The sequence below is a fragment of the Aquirufa sp. genome, assembly GCF_044342065.1.
Lineage (GTDB): Bacteria > Bacteroidota > Bacteroidia > Cytophagales > Spirosomataceae > Aquirufa.
On record NZ_JBIIQN010000004.1, the window covers coordinates 1 to 14,555 of the forward strand.

The 14,555-nt window shown below is 42.1% G+C and carries 13 protein-coding genes and 1 tRNA gene; 8 read left to right on the top strand and 6 right to left on the bottom strand.

The window, feature by feature from the left end:
- Positions 1-55: 55 nt before the first annotated feature.
- The 5 genes from ACIQZ2_RS02565 to atpA all read right to left on the bottom strand — a co-directional run bounded on the left by ACIQZ2_RS02565 (position 56) and on the right by atpA (position 5,149).
- Positions 56-127 (bottom strand) — tRNA-Arg (locus tag ACIQZ2_RS02565).
- A gap of 387 nt (positions 128-514) precedes the next feature.
- Positions 515-1,789 (bottom strand): GTPase HflX, encoded by a 1,275-nt coding sequence (hflX, locus tag ACIQZ2_RS02570; protein ID WP_395767273.1) that lies wholly within the window; start codon positions 1,787-1,789, stop codon positions 515-517.
- 62 nt (positions 1,790-1,851) lie between these two features.
- Positions 1,852-2,673 (bottom strand): DUF2911 domain-containing protein, encoded by an 822-nt coding sequence (locus tag ACIQZ2_RS02575; RefSeq protein WP_395767274.1) that lies wholly within the window; start codon positions 2,671-2,673, stop codon positions 1,852-1,854.
- A gap of 3 nt (positions 2,674-2,676) precedes the next feature.
- On the bottom strand, positions 2,677-3,555 hold the full coding sequence (atpG, locus tag ACIQZ2_RS02580) for an ATP synthase F1 subunit gamma (RefSeq protein ID WP_395767275.1): 879 nt from the start codon (positions 3,553-3,555) through the stop codon (positions 2,677-2,679).
- 13 nt (positions 3,556-3,568) lie between these two features.
- Positions 3,569-5,149 (bottom strand): F0F1 ATP synthase subunit alpha, encoded by a 1,581-nt coding sequence (gene atpA, locus ACIQZ2_RS02585; protein ID WP_395767276.1) that lies wholly within the window; start codon positions 5,147-5,149, stop codon positions 3,569-3,571.
- Positions 5,150-5,372: 223 nt separating this feature from the next.
- On the opposite strand from atpA, the gene ACIQZ2_RS02590 reads away from it, so the two are divergent.
- The 8 genes from ACIQZ2_RS02590 to ACIQZ2_RS02625 all read left to right on the top strand — a co-directional run bounded on the left by ACIQZ2_RS02590 (position 5,373) and on the right by ACIQZ2_RS02625 (position 13,125).
- Entirely contained in the window at positions 5,373-6,134 is a 762-nt protein-coding gene (locus tag ACIQZ2_RS02590; RefSeq protein WP_395767277.1) for an FKBP-type peptidyl-prolyl cis-trans isomerase, read from the top strand.
- Between the two features lies 1 nt (position 6,135).
- Positions 6,136-8,217, top strand: a complete 2,082-nt coding sequence (locus ACIQZ2_RS02595) for a carboxy terminal-processing peptidase (RefSeq protein ID WP_395767278.1) — start codon at positions 6,136-6,138, stop codon at positions 8,215-8,217.
- A 2-nt stretch (positions 8,218-8,219) separates the two neighbouring features.
- Positions 8,220-9,020, top strand: a complete 801-nt coding sequence (locus ACIQZ2_RS02600; RefSeq protein WP_395767279.1) for an inositol monophosphatase family protein — start codon at positions 8,220-8,222, stop codon at positions 9,018-9,020.
- Positions 9,008-9,154, top strand: coding sequence for a FeoB-associated Cys-rich membrane protein (locus ACIQZ2_RS02605; protein ID WP_395767280.1), 147 nt, complete (start codon positions 9,008-9,010; stop codon positions 9,152-9,154). The genes ACIQZ2_RS02600 and ACIQZ2_RS02605 overlap by 13 nt, the downstream gene beginning before the upstream one ends.
- Positions 9,151-10,905, top strand: coding sequence for an ABC transporter ATP-binding protein (locus tag ACIQZ2_RS02610; protein WP_395767281.1), 1,755 nt, complete (start codon positions 9,151-9,153; stop codon positions 10,903-10,905). Before ACIQZ2_RS02605 ends, ACIQZ2_RS02610 begins: the two co-directional genes overlap by 4 nt.
- Before the next feature lie 19 nt (positions 10,906-10,924).
- Positions 10,925-11,815, top strand: coding sequence for an outer membrane protein assembly factor BamD (locus tag ACIQZ2_RS02615; RefSeq protein ID WP_395767282.1), 891 nt, complete (start codon positions 10,925-10,927; stop codon positions 11,813-11,815).
- Between the two features lie 61 nt (positions 11,816-11,876).
- Positions 11,877-12,194, top strand: a complete 318-nt coding sequence (locus ACIQZ2_RS02620; RefSeq protein ID WP_395767391.1) for a DNA-directed RNA polymerase subunit omega — start codon at positions 11,877-11,879, stop codon at positions 12,192-12,194.
- Between the two features lie 22 nt (positions 12,195-12,216).
- Positions 12,217-13,125 (top strand): DUF4835 family protein, encoded by a 909-nt coding sequence (locus ACIQZ2_RS02625; RefSeq protein WP_395767283.1) that lies wholly within the window; start codon positions 12,217-12,219, stop codon positions 13,123-13,125.
- Positions 13,126-13,211: 86 nt separating this feature from the next.
- Here the strand turns inward: ACIQZ2_RS02625 and tilS are convergent, their stop codons facing one another.
- A complete protein-coding gene (gene tilS / locus ACIQZ2_RS02630) occupies positions 13,212-14,534 on the bottom strand; it encodes a tRNA lysidine(34) synthetase TilS (RefSeq protein ID WP_395767284.1) in 1,323 nt (440 codons plus the stop codon).
- Positions 14,535-14,555: the final 21 nt, after the last annotated feature.

A 14,555-nucleotide genomic window follows, 5' to 3' on the forward strand; every position in this document is an offset into this window, starting at 1 on the left:
TATTCCCGAAAGTCATAAAACAAAACCCTCGCTCTGATGCAAGGGTTTTTTAGTGTCGTCCCAGCAAGAATCGAACTTGCATCTAAAATTTAGGAAATTCTTGTTTTATCCATTAAACTATGGGACGCTAGTATTATTTCAAATATACAATCCTACTGCACACATTTACTTCACACTTTCTATTTTCTCAGTTCATCAATTTTGCCAAATTCAAACTAGTCCTACATTTCCTCAATTCCAACTTCTCCAAATTGAATAATCCTTTAGGAAACGCTCGTTCCCAACCTGTCGGGATTATTTTTTTTCAAATTTACCGAATTGCAACACACTTCTGCTACACACTTTGGTATTTTTCATTACCCCAATTTTCCAAAATCCAATCCAGTTGTGACTATTGACAATCTTTTCGTCTTAACAATACTGGAACCTTTAGGAAACGCCTATTCTATCCGTTGAACTACAGCGCTAATACTCACCTCTCACTTCTTACTTCTCACCTCTCACCTCTCACCTCTCAATTCTCCGGAACCACCCCATCATTATACCCCATCAAGTGATTGGTATCCAACCAGTTAGGGAATATCTGAAAATGTTTTTCCTTAATAATTTCCATCACCATACCGCGTAATTCACCCAAATTTGAGCGTTGTTCCGCCGATATAAATACGGTTTTGGGTGTATTCGTCTGCCAATGCGATTGCTTCAAGAAGCGCGTCACACGCTCCATTTTTGTTAACTCCGGATTGCCATCTTCATCCACTGCTGCTCCTTCAAAGAAAACATCTTCGACGTTATATAGGTCAATTTTGTTGAAAACCAGGATCGTTGGCTTATCACCCGCGCCCATCTCATTCAAAATCCCTTGTACAACTTCAATTTGTTCTTCAAAATTTGGGTGCGAAATGTCAACGACATGGAGTAAGATATCCGCCTCTCGAACCTCGTCCAACGTAGATTTAAAGGATTCAATCAATAGGGTAGGGAGCTTGCGAATGAATCCTACCGTATCTGTCAATAAAAATGGAATGTTATCCCAAACCACCTTGCGAACCGTAGAGTCCACCGTGGCAAATAATTTATTTTCAGCGAAAACATCCACTTTAGCTAATTTCTGCATGAGCGTCGATTTGCCCACGTTGGTATATCCCACGAGCGAAATACGAACCATGCGGTCCCGGTTCTTCCGCTGGGTCGAAGACTGTTTGTCGATGTTTTCTAATTTATCTTTTAAAAAGGAAATGCGGTCGTTGGCAATCCGACGATCCGTCTCCAATTCTTTTTCACCTGGTCCACGCATTCCCACGCCACCGCGTTGCTTTGAAAGGTGAGACCACATGCGCGTTAACCGCGGCAACATGTATTGATATTGGGCTAGTTCAACCTGGGTTTTGGCCTGAATTGTTTTAGCACGCTGGGCAAAAATATTGAGAATTAATAAACTACGATCTAATACTTTCATCTCTCTGCCCAAGAGTGAGATTTCATATTCGATGTTACGAACCTGTGATGGACTTAAATCATCATCAAAAATGAGCATATCTACATCTTTCGCGATTAGATAAGCAATAATCTCTTCTAATTTCCCCTTACCCACGTAGGTGCGGTTATCAGGTTTAGCTAAGTTTTGTGTGAAACTTGCTAAGGTCAATACACCTGATGTTGAGGCTAAAAAGGCCAACTCCGTTAAATACTCCGACGTTTGTACCGCATTTTGTTTCTGCGTAGTTACAGCCACAAGTACTGCCGTTTCTTTTTCCTCTCCCGTACTATATCCGTTTTCTTCCTTCATAATTTTAAGCTAAAAAAAGCCTTTCCGATTAAGAAAGGCTTTCTTGCTCTGTTTAGTTCCAATTATAAGCCATCAATTAATTTTTGATTTAAGCTCACGTAATCTTCATTTTTTCCAGCTTTCGCTAATTCGATGGATTTTAGGGCAGTAGCTTTAGCGCCAACTTTATCTCCTAATTTGGCTTGAATTTTCGCTTTTAAATGCATGACCCAATAGGCTGAAGGATTAGCTTCAGACGCTTTGGTCACCCAATCCAATGCTTTTTTCAAATCACGACCAGTCTCGTAATAATAAGACGCCGATTCAAAATAAGGTTTGGTATCAACGCTCATTGCCTTCTCAATAGAAGCAGCAATTTTAGCATCAATTTCCGTGGTTACCGGAATGGATACACTTGTTTTTTCCCACATGATTTGAATTTCACATGTATTGGCAATCACTTGGCCCAACTGAATCGTAAATGATTCCACGCTAGAAGCAAGCGAAATGGTAGGTACTGATACTTTTAGCACGTCTTCCTCTGGATGGTAATTGAAAACGCCATTTGTTCCTTTATTGAAAATGATTTCCCAGCTTTTAGCTGAAGGAATGATCATTAATTGGTATGAACCCGCTTTCAGTTCTTTACCCGCAATTTTGACATCTTCGCCAAAAGTCACTTTGGTTGGGTTATTCGCCCCTGCTCTCCATAATTTTCCAAATGGAACAATGTCGCCAAAGATCGTACGTCCTTTAATGATCGGACGCGAATAGACTACTTCGATGAAGGACTGCGAAAAATCTTGTTTGATCGTTTGACCTGGACTTGGTGCTGGCATTTTAATGCCCTGTGCCATTGTTTGCAACGAGATTAAAACGAAGATAAAAACGAATAATTGCTTCATAATTTAGGCTGAAAGTGCTTCGGCTCCACCTACGATCTCAAGAATTTCCTTGGTAATCGCAGCTTGACGTGAGCGGTTATATTCTAATTTTAACGCTTTGATTAATTCACCCGCGTTTTCTGTTGCCTTGTCCATGGCAGTCATTCGAGCGCCATGTTCAGATGAATTGGACTCTAATAATGCTCTGAAAATAGACAACTTAATTGACTTTGGAATTAACTCCGAAATGATTTGCTCCTCCGAAGGTTCAAAGATGTAATCAACGGCACTTGATTTTGCGCCCGTTTCAGCCGCAACCAAGGGTAGTAATTGCTCCGTTTGAATGATTTGCGTGGCTACGTTTTTCGAGTAATTGAACAGTATTTCAACCACATCGAATTGCTTTTCCATAAATGCATTCAACATGAATTCACCGATTTCCCGCACGTTTGAGAAATTCAAACGAGAAAAGATATCCGCATGGGCATCATTGACTTTATAACCACGTCTTGAAAGATATTCACCCCCTTTTTTACCCAGGGATAAAACTTCTACTTGGCCCGCTGCATGTAAACTCGCGTATTTCTCCTGCACCAAAGCCATGGCTGCTTTACCTACGTTGGCATTGAAAGCGCCACAAAGACCACGGTCAGAAGTTACCACGATGATCATAACTCGTTTTACCTCACGCACTTCCGTGAATGGATTTTCCGCAGCAGCATCTGTCCGAGCCGATACTGTGGAAATCATTTCAGCTAATTTGCTTGCGTAAGGGCGCATTTGTTGAATGGCATCCTGTGCACGACGCAACTTAGCTGCCGAAACCATTTTCATGGCTTTCGTGATTTGCTGCGTTGAATTGACAGATACAATTCTATTTCTTACTTCTTTTAAGGAAGCCATAGTAGTCTAAATTTTATGCTTTGTACTTAGCTGCAACTTCATTACCCACACGCTTCAATGTAGCAGTTAGGGTATCATCGTATTTTCCTTGACCTAAAGCCTCTAAAGTAGCTTTTTCCGTCGCGCGCAATACTTGAATGAAATCTTGTTCGAATTCGCGAACTTTTTCTACCGGAACATTATCCAAGTTACCTGTAGTTGCTAAATAAATCATAGCTACCTGCTCTTCTACACGCTGTGGTGCAAATTGAGGTTGCTTTAACATTTCTAGGTTACGACGACCACGGTCAATCGTTAACTTCGTAGATGCATCTAAATCGGAACCAAACTTCGAGAATGCTTCTAATTCACGGAATTGTGCTTGATCCAATTTCAATGTACCCGCCACTTTCTTCATCGATTTGATCTGTGCATTACCACCCACACGTGATACCGAAATACCTACGTTGATCGCTGGACGAATACCCGCATTAAACAAGTTAGTTTCTAAGAAGATTTGACCATCCGTAATCGAAATTACGTTAGTTGGAATATATGCCGAAACGTCACCCGCCTGTGTTTCAATAATTGGAAGAGCTGTTAAGCTACCGCCACCTTTTACAATTCCTTTGATGGAATCAGGTAAATCATTCATGCTACGCGCAATCTCGTCCGAGTTGTTGATTTTCGCCGCACGCTCCAATAAGCGGGAGTGTAAGTAGAAAACGTCTCCTGGATATGCCTCACGTCCTGGTGGACGACGTAATAATAAAGATACTTCACGGTATGCTACCGCTTGCTTCGATAAATCATCGTAAACAACTAAGGCAGGCCGACCGGTATCCCGGAAGAATTCTCCGATCGCAGCTCCTGTAAATGGTGCGTAAAATTGCATCGGTGCAGGATCACCCGCAGATGCAGAAACGATAACTGTATAATCCATCGCGCCAGCTTTACGAAGCGTTTGCTCGATTTGCTTAACAGTGGATGCTTTTTGACCAATGGCTACATAGATACAAAATACCGGCTCGCCTTTGTCGTAAAATTCTCTTTGATTGATGATCGTATCGATACAAACAGCTGTTTTACCAGTTTGACGGTCACCGATTACCAACTCACGCTGGCCACGACCTACTGGAATCATCGCATCGATTGCCTTGATACCTGATTGTAATGGTTCTGTTACCGGTTGACGGAAGATTACACCTGGTGCTTTACGCTCCAATGGCATCTCATATAACTTTCCAGTGATAGGACCATTTCCATCGATAGGCTCACCTAATGTATTCACAACGCGACCTAAAATTCCGTCTCCTACTTGTACAGACGCAATTAAGTTCGTACGCTTTACCGTATCACCCTCTTTAATCTGGCTAGAATCGCCCAAAAGTACAGCTCCTACATTGTCCTCCTCTAAGTTCAAGGCTAAGGCTTTTAAACCGTTTTCAAAAACGATCAATTCACCCGCTTGTACATTGGAAAGGCCATAAATACGAGCCACACCATCACCCACTTGGAGTACAGTGCCTATTTCTTCTAATTCTGTTTGAGTTTTCGCCTGAGATAACTGCTCTCTTAAAATTGCCGAAACCTCATCTGGTCTTACTGATGCCATACTAAAGTTTTATGTTTTTTATTATAAAATTTCGAGTGCAAAATTAGCTAGGAAATTTCAATATTCCCATAACTTTGGTAAAAAATCAGCCTATTTATAAGACTTTTTTTAGATTGTTTTTTTAGCGCAAAAATGACGCCTGTTAAATGCCGTTAATTTTATTGAGCGAGCCGCAATTTTCGTGTATCTTAGGAACTTTATTTTTGAATCAAATCAGATTTTCATGAACTTTTTAAAACCATTGGCATACCTAACAGCCGCCTCTTTACTTACTTTTTCTTCGTTTGCACAAACCAAGCCTAAGGCTCCACTTAAAACCAAACCTAAATTGACCGTTTCCGTAACAAAAGTTCCGGTTAAGCCATTTAACTCCGCTATTGATTCGGTTTCCTATGCCGTAGGTGTTTTGGTTGCTCAAAATTTTAAATCTCAAAAAGTAACCTTGAATCCAGAAATGGTTGCCAAAGGCTTTGCTTCTGTGACATCAGGTGGGAAACTATTAATCAGCGAGCAAGAATGTCAGAGTGTCATGAATAATTTCATGATGAAGAACCAACAAGCCCAAGCGGCTGAGCAAGCAAAACAATATGAGCCAAATCGCGTTGAAGGAGAGAAGTTCTTGGCAGCGAATAAATTGAAAGATTCTGTGATCACGACGGCTTCTGGTTTACAATATAAAGTACTTAAAATGGGGGATGGCCCCAAGCCCTCTGCAGCCGATAAGGTGAAAGTACATTATCATGGAACATTAATCAATGGAGAAATTTTTGATTCTTCAGTGAATCGCGGCGAACCGATTTCTTTCCCTGTGTCAGGCGTGATTCCTGGCTGGGTTGAAGCGCTGCAATTAATGCCCGTTGGGTCTAAATTTAAATTATACATTCCTCAAGAATTAGCTTACGGCATTCGAGGAGGTGGTCAAACGATCAAGCCTTACGCAGCCCTTATTTTTGATGTGGAACTATTAGCGATCGAAAAAGAATAACATGAAAAGGATACTTCCGATTTTAATTCCTTTGTCTTTATTGGTAGTTGTTTTCCTGCACGGGAAAACGCAGGATACCCAGGTAAAGGCAACATATGAGCAAGGTGATTTACAGCCAACGGAAACGCAAAAGAAGGTAGAGCGTTTGGTGTTTGGTATTTTAAGCAATTACCATTATCGGAAGATTCCTGTGAATGATTCCTTATCATCCAAGATTTTTGATGCCTATATCAAAAACCTAGATCCCAATAAAGTCTTCTTTTTAGCAGCTGATGTCGCGGAAATGGAGAAATATAGGCTCACAATCGATGAGCAATTGAATATGGGGGATTTGACATCTGCTTTTCAGATGTATAACCGGTATCAAAAGCGCATGTTAGAGCGCTATGCTTACATCGACCAACTAATGAAGCAACCGGTTGAATTTACCTCGGATGAGACTTATCAGCCTGATCGTGAAAAAGCGCAATGGGCCGAAACGGCTGAGGAGCTAAATAATTATTGGCGCAAAGACTTAAAGCGTCAATTGCTAGATTGGAAAATTGGGGGCAAAGCAGACACAACTGCCATCCGGGAATTGAAAGAGCGGTATGCGCGTTCTGCCAAATACATGGCTCGTACCCGGTCGGAAGATGTTTTTCAAGTATTTATGAACGCCTACACGGAAAGTATCGACCCACACACGTCGTATATGATTCCGAAAGCGGCGCAAGAATTTAACAAGGACATGTCCCAAAGTTTTGAGGGAATCGGAGCCACACTTCGTCTAGAAGGTGATTATGTAACCATTCAGGATTTAATACCTGGTGGTCCAGCGTTCCGTAGTAAATTGATCAATCCCAAAGACCGCATTGTAGGTGTAGCTCAAGGTGACGAAGGCGCGTTTGTTGATGTGATCGGTTGGTTTACCGACGATGCCGTCAAGTTAATTCGGGGTACCAAGGGTACCGTTGTCCGGTTGAAAATTTTAGCAGCGAATGGAGTAACGGGTTCCCCTACTTCGGAGGTACGCATTGTACGTGAGAAAATTAAAATTGAAGAGCAAAAAGCGAAACAAGAGGTATTGAATTTCAAACAGGGAGATAAAAATGTGAAGATTGGTTTGATTACCATTCCCATGTTCTACCGGGATTTCGAGGGAGCGCGTAAGCGTGAGGCTGATTTTAATTCAACAACCTCGGATGTCCGTAAGTTTTTAACGGCTTTTAAGCAATCGGGCGTCGACGGCGTAGTGATTGATTTGCGAAATAATGGGGGAGGCTCCTTAATTGAAGCCGTCGATTTGACGGGTTTATTTATTACGAAAGGACCGGTTGTACAGCGCAAGCAGGCCGACGGTAAGATTTCGCAAGAAGTAGATCGCGATATCGAACAAGTTTATGCCGGTCCATTAGTTATTATGATTAATCGCTTTTCAGCTTCTGCCTCCGAGATTTTTGCCGCTGCCATACAAGATTACAAACGTGGAATCATTGTCGGGGAGCAGTCTTATGGAAAAGGTACGGTTCAATCCGTGGTGGACTTAGATAATTATTTAGGGGATGGGAAGGAGCCGGCGGGCCAACTGAAAATTACGTTGGAGAAGTTTTACCGTGTAAATGGTAGTTCGACGCAGCATAAAGGAGTTAGTCCGGATTTTGCGTTACCATCAGCTTTCTCTGCGGAGGAGTTTGGCGAAAGTTCGCAGCCTAGTGCGTTGCCTTGGGATATGATTGCATCAACGAGCTATCAGCCTACGAACAATGTTGTGCCTGCGGTACTAAGTAAAATGCAAGCGGCGTATGCGACACGTTTAAAAACGAAGCCGGACTTGATCAAGTTGCGGGCCGATTTTGAGCGTTGGAAAAAAATCAAAGAGACCAATTCCATTTCATTGAACATGGAAAAGCGGAAGAAGGAATTGGATGAGCAAAAGAAAAAACCGGATGAGTCTCAGGCGGTGATGGATGCGCTGGGTGGAGCGGATGAGTCGACTGCCGACAAAGACAAGAAGGAGAACGCGGCAGATAAACATGCCAAAGACGCATATTTAAAAGAAACCCAACAAATCCTTGCGGATTGGTTGGCCTTACAACCTAAGTAGATATGTTGGATCTGGCCAACTTGCTAAACTTATCGAAGCCGGTAGTCTTGGAAACGGGGCGCTGGATTCAGTCGGTGGTGAATGACATCGGGCAGGAGGATATTCAATATAAGGGAACGAATGATTTGGTTTCCTATGTGGACCAGACGGCTGAAAAACGGCTAAAAGAGGGCTTGGGAATGGTTTTTCCGGAAGCAGGATTTGTGGCAGAGGAGTCGGCCTCAGATTACAGTGAGGTGGGTGATGGCTACTATTGGGTGATTGATCCGTTAGATGGTACGACAAATTTCTTGCATCGACTGCCTATTTATGCGGTATCTGTGGGCTTAATTTATCAGAAACAGCCGATATTGGGGTTGATTTATGAGCCTAATCGAGATGAATTATTTTACGCTGCGAAGGGAACTGGGGCTTTTTTGAATGATCAATCGATTCATGTTTCAGATCAAAATCAGGTAAGTCGGAGCTTGTTAGCAACAGGTTTTCCGTATTATGATTTTTCTTATCAGGATCAATATTTAGCTTTGCTAAAGGAACTTATGCAAAAAAGTCACGGTTTACGTCGGATGGGTGCTGCAGCGATCGACTTGGCGTATACGGCATGCGGTCGCTTTGAAGGCTTTTTTGAGGCAAATTTAAAACCTTGGGATGTGGCGGCAGGAAAAATTATTATCGAAGAGGCGGGTGGATATGTGACAAATTTTTCGGGTGGGGATGAGGTAATTTTTAGTGGGGAGATTATTGGGGCTGGGCCTATATTTGATGAATTTTTACGCATACTACAATCGAAATGGAAACCGTAATTATTGCGCTGATTTTTGTGGGAGCTTTGGTGTATTTAGGCCGACTGGTTTATCAACAGTTTTGGGGTAAGTCGGCTGGTCAATGTGCCAAAGGCTGTGGGACGTGTGCGGCGATGCCAACTGAAATTAAATGAACGAAAAGGAGATTGGCAAGATTGTTGACTGGCATATTATTCGCCGCATTTACGGCTTTATTCAGCCGTACAAAATTCGTTTTTGGTTTTTAGTTTTATTGATTTTAGGGACAGCTAGTGTTTCGCCGGTGATCCCGTTGATGATTCGATTTACATTAGACAACTATGTGAGTTTGGGTCACATGGCGGAGTTGTTGCAGCAATTTATGCTGATGATTCTTGTCTTATTGGTACAAACTTCCCTTCAATTTTCAACGAGTTATTTAGCGGGCTTTTTAGGCCAAACAGTCATTCGTGATATCCGTGTTCAGTTATATGCTAAAATTGTCCATTTGCGTTTAGCTTTTTTTGACGCCACTCCGATTGGTCGTTTGGTAACTCGTACGGTATCGGACATAGAAACTTTGAACGATGTGTTTTCAGAGGGTTTAGCTTCGATTGCTGGAGATTTGCTTCAATTATTTTTGATTATTGGGGTGATGTTTTATACCGACTGGCGGTTGACTTGCGTGATTTTAGCCACCTTGCCCTTCATGTTTTTCTCGACGTATGTTTTTAAGGAGTATATCAAAAAATCATTTAATGAGGTTCGTTTAGCAGTCGCTAATTTGAATTCCTTTGTACAGGAGCATATTTCTGGGATGATGGTTGTGCAGTTGTTTCATGCGGAGAAGCGTGAGCTGGCCAAATTCAATGTGATTAATCAAGCGCATCGCGATGCGAATATTAAGGGGATTTTGGCTTATTCGGTTTATTTTCCCGTGGCGGATGTGATTTCGGCGGTGGGTTCAGGGTTTGTGGTTTGGATGGCGTCAACTTATATTTTACGTGAGGAGATAACATTAGGGACGCTGACGGCGTTTGTGATGTTCATAAATTTATTTTTCCGTCCGATTCGGATGCTTGCGGATCGGTTTAATACGCTTCAGATGGGGATTGTGTCAACGGAGCGGATTTTGACTTTGTTGGACTCGACGGATTACATCCAAAATAATGGGTCTGTATTGGCCGATGAAGTACGTGGTGAAATTAAATTTAACGAGGTAAGTTTTGCGTACCAAGAGCCTGAATGGGTTGTTAAGCACGTTGATTTTACTGTTCCGGCTGGAAAGACGATGGCGATTGTGGGCGCTACTGGCGCTGGGAAATCGTCCATAATTGGGTTGTTGGCTCGTATGTATGATTGCCAACAAGGCGTCATTGAGATTGATGGGGTTGCTTTGCCGGATTATGAGATTGAAAGTTTGCGGGAGAATATTGCGGTTGTGTTGCAGGATGTGTTTTTGTTTAGTTCATCGATTGCTTATAATATTCATTTGGGTGATGACCGGATAACGCAGGAAAAGATGGAAGAGGCGGCTAGGGCAGTTGGGGTACATGATTTTATCATGAGTTTACCTGGCGGCTACGCCTATGAGGTGATGGAGCGTGGGGCTACTTTGAGTGTGGGCCAGCGTCAGTTGATTTCGTTTGTACGAGCGATGGTGCGCAATCCGAAGATTATTGTGTTGGATGAGGCGACTTCATCGGTGGATTCGGATTCGGAGTTAATGATCCAACAAGCCATAGCAACCTTGATGAAGGGGCGCACAGCGGTGGTAATTGCACATCGATTGTCGACGATTCGGAATGCGAATCAAATTTTGGTGATGGATAAAGGGGAAATTAAAGAGCGGGGAAATCATGAAGAGTTATTGAATCAGGGAGGCTTATATTCGACGCTGTATCATTTACAATTTAGTCGTAATTAATCCTTATCTTTGCGCGCTTATGAAGTTGAAAAATTATTTATTGGTTCTATTAATCGCAGTGATCGGGTTGAGTTCATGCGGTAAGTTTGAGAAATTTAGAAAAAGCGCTAGTGTTCCTTTGAAGTACAAGGCTGCGATGGATTACTACAAGAAGAAGGAATTTGATAAGGCTGGAATTTTATTTGATGAAATTCTACCTGTATTGAAGGGGGATTCGACGCAGGAGTTGGCTACATTTTATCAAGCTTATTGTGACTTCAATTTGAGTAATTATGCGGTTGCGAATTCTCATTTTAAGAAATTTGCCGAAGTTTTTTCGCGTAGTGAATTTGCGGAGGAGGCGATATATATGTCGGCATTCTCCCTCTACAAAGACTCTCCGAATTACAATTTGGACCAAACAGGGACTTTGGCAGCCATTAATGAGTTGCAGGGTTATTTGAATAATTATCCGGAGACAAAGTACAAGGATGAGTGTACGCAGATGATTAAGGATTTGCGTAAGAAGTTGGAGCGGAAAGCGTATGAGAAGGCGAAGTTGTACTATAAGACATCGCCGTTTAATATTTTGTCGTTGAAGTCTTCGGTTATTGAGATAACGAATTTCCAACGTGATTTTCCGGATTCGGATTACAGTGAAGAAATCGCGTATTTAAAGGTCGTTTCGCAATTTGATTTGGCGGAGAGTACGATTGAGTCGAGGCAGCGGGAGCGTTATGGAGATGCAGTAAAATTCTATTTAGAATTAATTGATAAATATCCTAGTAGTGCTTATTTGAAGTTATCTGAAAAGATGTACACGACTAGTTTGAAGGAAGTGGCTCGTTTGACGGCTGTGGAGGCGGAGCAGAAAGCTTTGCAGGAGAAAAAGCAGTCGAACACGTCGAAGGTGACGACGAGTCCACAATAGTTTTATTCGAAAAAATACTTTATTTTTGCAACCTTAATTTAAAATTAACGAGATGTCTAAGATCCAAACAAATCCATCCATCATTACGCGTGATGTAGATAAAATTGCTATTAAGACGGGGAATACGTATGAGTCAATTTCGATTATTGGCCAGCGTGCGCGTCAAATTTCAAGCAAAATGAAAGAGGAATTGTCTGGCAAATTGTCGGAGTTTGCTTCTTCGGTTGATAACTTGGAAGAGATTTTCGAGAACCGTGAGCAGATCGAAATTTCAAAATATTATGAGCGTATGCCTAAACCAAGCGCTTTGGCGATTGATGAGTTTTTGGCAGACAAGATTGATTATAGAGCACGCGAGGAATCTACAGACGGAAACTAATTTTTCTTCGTTTGATTTCAATATGAAATCTTTTCGCGCCCTTCTAGTAAGTATTATATGCTTGAGTTCTTGGGTGCTTAGCGCCCAAGAACTACAAGTTTCTGTTACCATCAATACCGAGCAAATTCAGCTCGACCAACAACGCGGCACATCTCAAATTTACACGGAGCTGCAGCGTACCATCCAAGAATTTTTATCGAGTAGACGCTGGTCAAATGACATTTTTTCTCCCGAGGAAAAGGTTAAGGTTAATCTTAATTTATTGTTGACCAAGGCGAGTTCACAAGGAGATTTCGAGGCAAATGCTCGTTTACAAGTGTTGCGACCTGTTTTTGGCACTTCGTATGAGACGGTGATTTTGAATGTCATCGATAAGAATTTTAATTTCAAATACCTGACAGGTACGCCAATAACCTATAACGATAATAGTTATATGGATAATTTCAGTTCGATGTTGGCCTATTACGCGAATCTATCCCTGGCCTATCATTACGATTCGATGGGTTTACGTGGCGGTGATTTTTTTGTTCAGAAGTTGACAAATTTAACCAACCTCGCCCAAAACTCAGGTTCTGGCTGGGGAACCATGAATGATATACGATCGCGGGTTGCGATTGCGGAAGGTTTGCTGAACCAACAAATGCAAGGCTTGCGTGAGGTTTATTATACGTACCATCGCATTCATTTAGATGCGTTTAAGGATAAGCCCGATGATGCGCGGAAAGGGATTTTAGAATTGTTAATGCAGATTCGTCAGATTAATCAAGTTCGGCCGGGTGCCGCTTCCATTCGCGTGTTTTTCGATTCCAAATCGGATGAGATTTTTTCTATTATGGATGAAGCGTCGCCTTCTGAGCGGCAGCAGGCCTTTGCTTATTTGAGTTTATTGGATCCGATTCGTACGGAAATGTATCGGAAACTGATTCGATAGAATATCAGTTTTTTACTCCCAAAAAATCTTTTTCCCCCTTACCTTTGGCAATCCTCCAAGGTTTGCCAAAGGTAGGTGGTAATCAGTTATTTGATCTCGAAAATCATGACCGTTTCGGTCTTATCACTTACCTTAAATCGGTTGTCAATTCGCTGCCCAACTATCCAGGCAACGGAACCTTTACTAAGTAATAAGTTTGTCGTCTTTTTCAAATTCACCGGCACCTTTTTGTCCGTTAAAAAATCCGAAATCAATTTTTTGCTATTCATACCGAGTGGGCAGAACCAATCGCCTTCCTGCGCCTTGCGGATCTCCAACGGAAAAGTCAGGCTATCTGCGTCTAAACACGCAATATTCGGATCGGTGGGCACTTTGAAATCAGGTGTTTTTTCTTCCACATAAATGTGCAGCATTTTATTCCCTACTTGAATATCTTCGTCCTCTTCTTGAATGAGAATCGGCTTAAATTCGGATTGATCTTTTGGACTGATCACCCATTGCGCCCGATCTATGTTCAAGGTAAACAAAGGTGATTCGAAAATCTTGCCTACTTTGTCGGCAGGGTGCTGAATAATTTGCTCGATTTGATCTGGATGAAAATGTAAGCCTTGCAACCAGCGTTGCTGCATAACTTTTTCTTTGGAGCTTAATTCGGCTAATTTGACGAACTGATTATTGGAGGTATCTGTGGTACAATTAGTAGATTTCCAGGCGTCAAATTCATCTGAAATCCAATCTTCGACAGCTCGAATGCGCGCACTCGTTTGGGCCAAGGTCTGATCGAATGATGGATTCATTTCCTGAAACTTGGGAACGATTTCGTGACGAATGAAATTGCGTTGGTACTTCGTGGATTCGTTGGACGAATCCTCCCGCCAAGCCATCCGATTCGCAACTACCAAATCAAAAATTTGCTCTTGTGTGGCAAAGGCCAAAGGACGAATCACGTGCCCATTTTTAAGGGGTATGCCGTGAAAACCAGCTAATCCACTGCCGCGTGTCAGGTTTATGAGTACCGTTTCTGCGCTATCCATCAGGTGGTGCGCCGTAGCGATGTATGAATATCCTTCTTGTTGTCTAATTTCTTCGAACCAATTGTAACGCAATAAGCGCGCGGCCATTTGGGTCGAAATCTTTTCTTTTTCTGCGAAGGCTTTTGTATCAAAAACGATGGAATGATAGGGGACTTTCAGGGTTTTGGCAAACTTTTTGACGAACACCTCATCCGCAATTGACTCCTCGCCGCGCAAGCTGAAATTCACGTGAGCTATGCCAAAATTAAATTTGGCTTGGGCAAATAATTTAGCCAAAACCATGGAATCAATCCCGCCACTTACGGTCACAAGGATTTTATCTTCCGGTTTAAATAAATTCTCTTTTTGGATAAATTGGATGAAATCTTCCAGCATAAAATTGGTAAATTGCGCGTT

Coding starts and splice junctions, on each gene's coding strand:
- ACIQZ2_RS02595 (WP_395767278.1), top strand. CDS start 6,136: ATGAAAAGGATACTTCCGATTTTAATTCCTTTGTCTTTATTGGTAGTT.
- atpG (WP_395767275.1), bottom strand. CDS start 3,555: ATGGCTTCCTTAAAAGAAGTAAGAAATAGAATTGTATCTGTCAATTCA.
- atpA (WP_395767276.1), bottom strand. CDS start 5,149: ATGGCATCAGTAAGACCAGATGAGGTTTCGGCAATTTTAAGAGAGCAG.
- ACIQZ2_RS02610 (WP_395767281.1), top strand. CDS start 9,151: ATGAACGAAAAGGAGATTGGCAAGATTGTTGACTGGCATATTATTCGC.
- ACIQZ2_RS02615 (WP_395767282.1), top strand. CDS start 10,925: ATGAAGTTGAAAAATTATTTATTGGTTCTATTAATCGCAGTGATCGGG.
- ACIQZ2_RS02600 (WP_395767279.1), top strand. CDS start 8,220: ATGTTGGATCTGGCCAACTTGCTAAACTTATCGAAGCCGGTAGTCTTG.
- ACIQZ2_RS02575 (WP_395767274.1), bottom strand. CDS start 2,673: ATGAAGCAATTATTCGTTTTTATCTTCGTTTTAATCTCGTTGCAAACA.
- ACIQZ2_RS02605 (WP_395767280.1), top strand. CDS start 9,008: ATGGAAACCGTAATTATTGCGCTGATTTTTGTGGGAGCTTTGGTGTAT.
- tilS (WP_395767284.1), bottom strand. CDS start 14,534: ATGCTGGAAGATTTCATCCAATTTATCCAAAAAGAGAATTTATTTAAA.
- ACIQZ2_RS02625 (WP_395767283.1), top strand. CDS start 12,217: ATGAAATCTTTTCGCGCCCTTCTAGTAAGTATTATATGCTTGAGTTCT.
- ACIQZ2_RS02590 (WP_395767277.1), top strand. CDS start 5,373: ATGAACTTTTTAAAACCATTGGCATACCTAACAGCCGCCTCTTTACTT.
- hflX (WP_395767273.1), bottom strand. CDS start 1,789: ATGAAGGAAGAAAACGGATATAGTACGGGAGAGGAAAAAGAAACGGCA.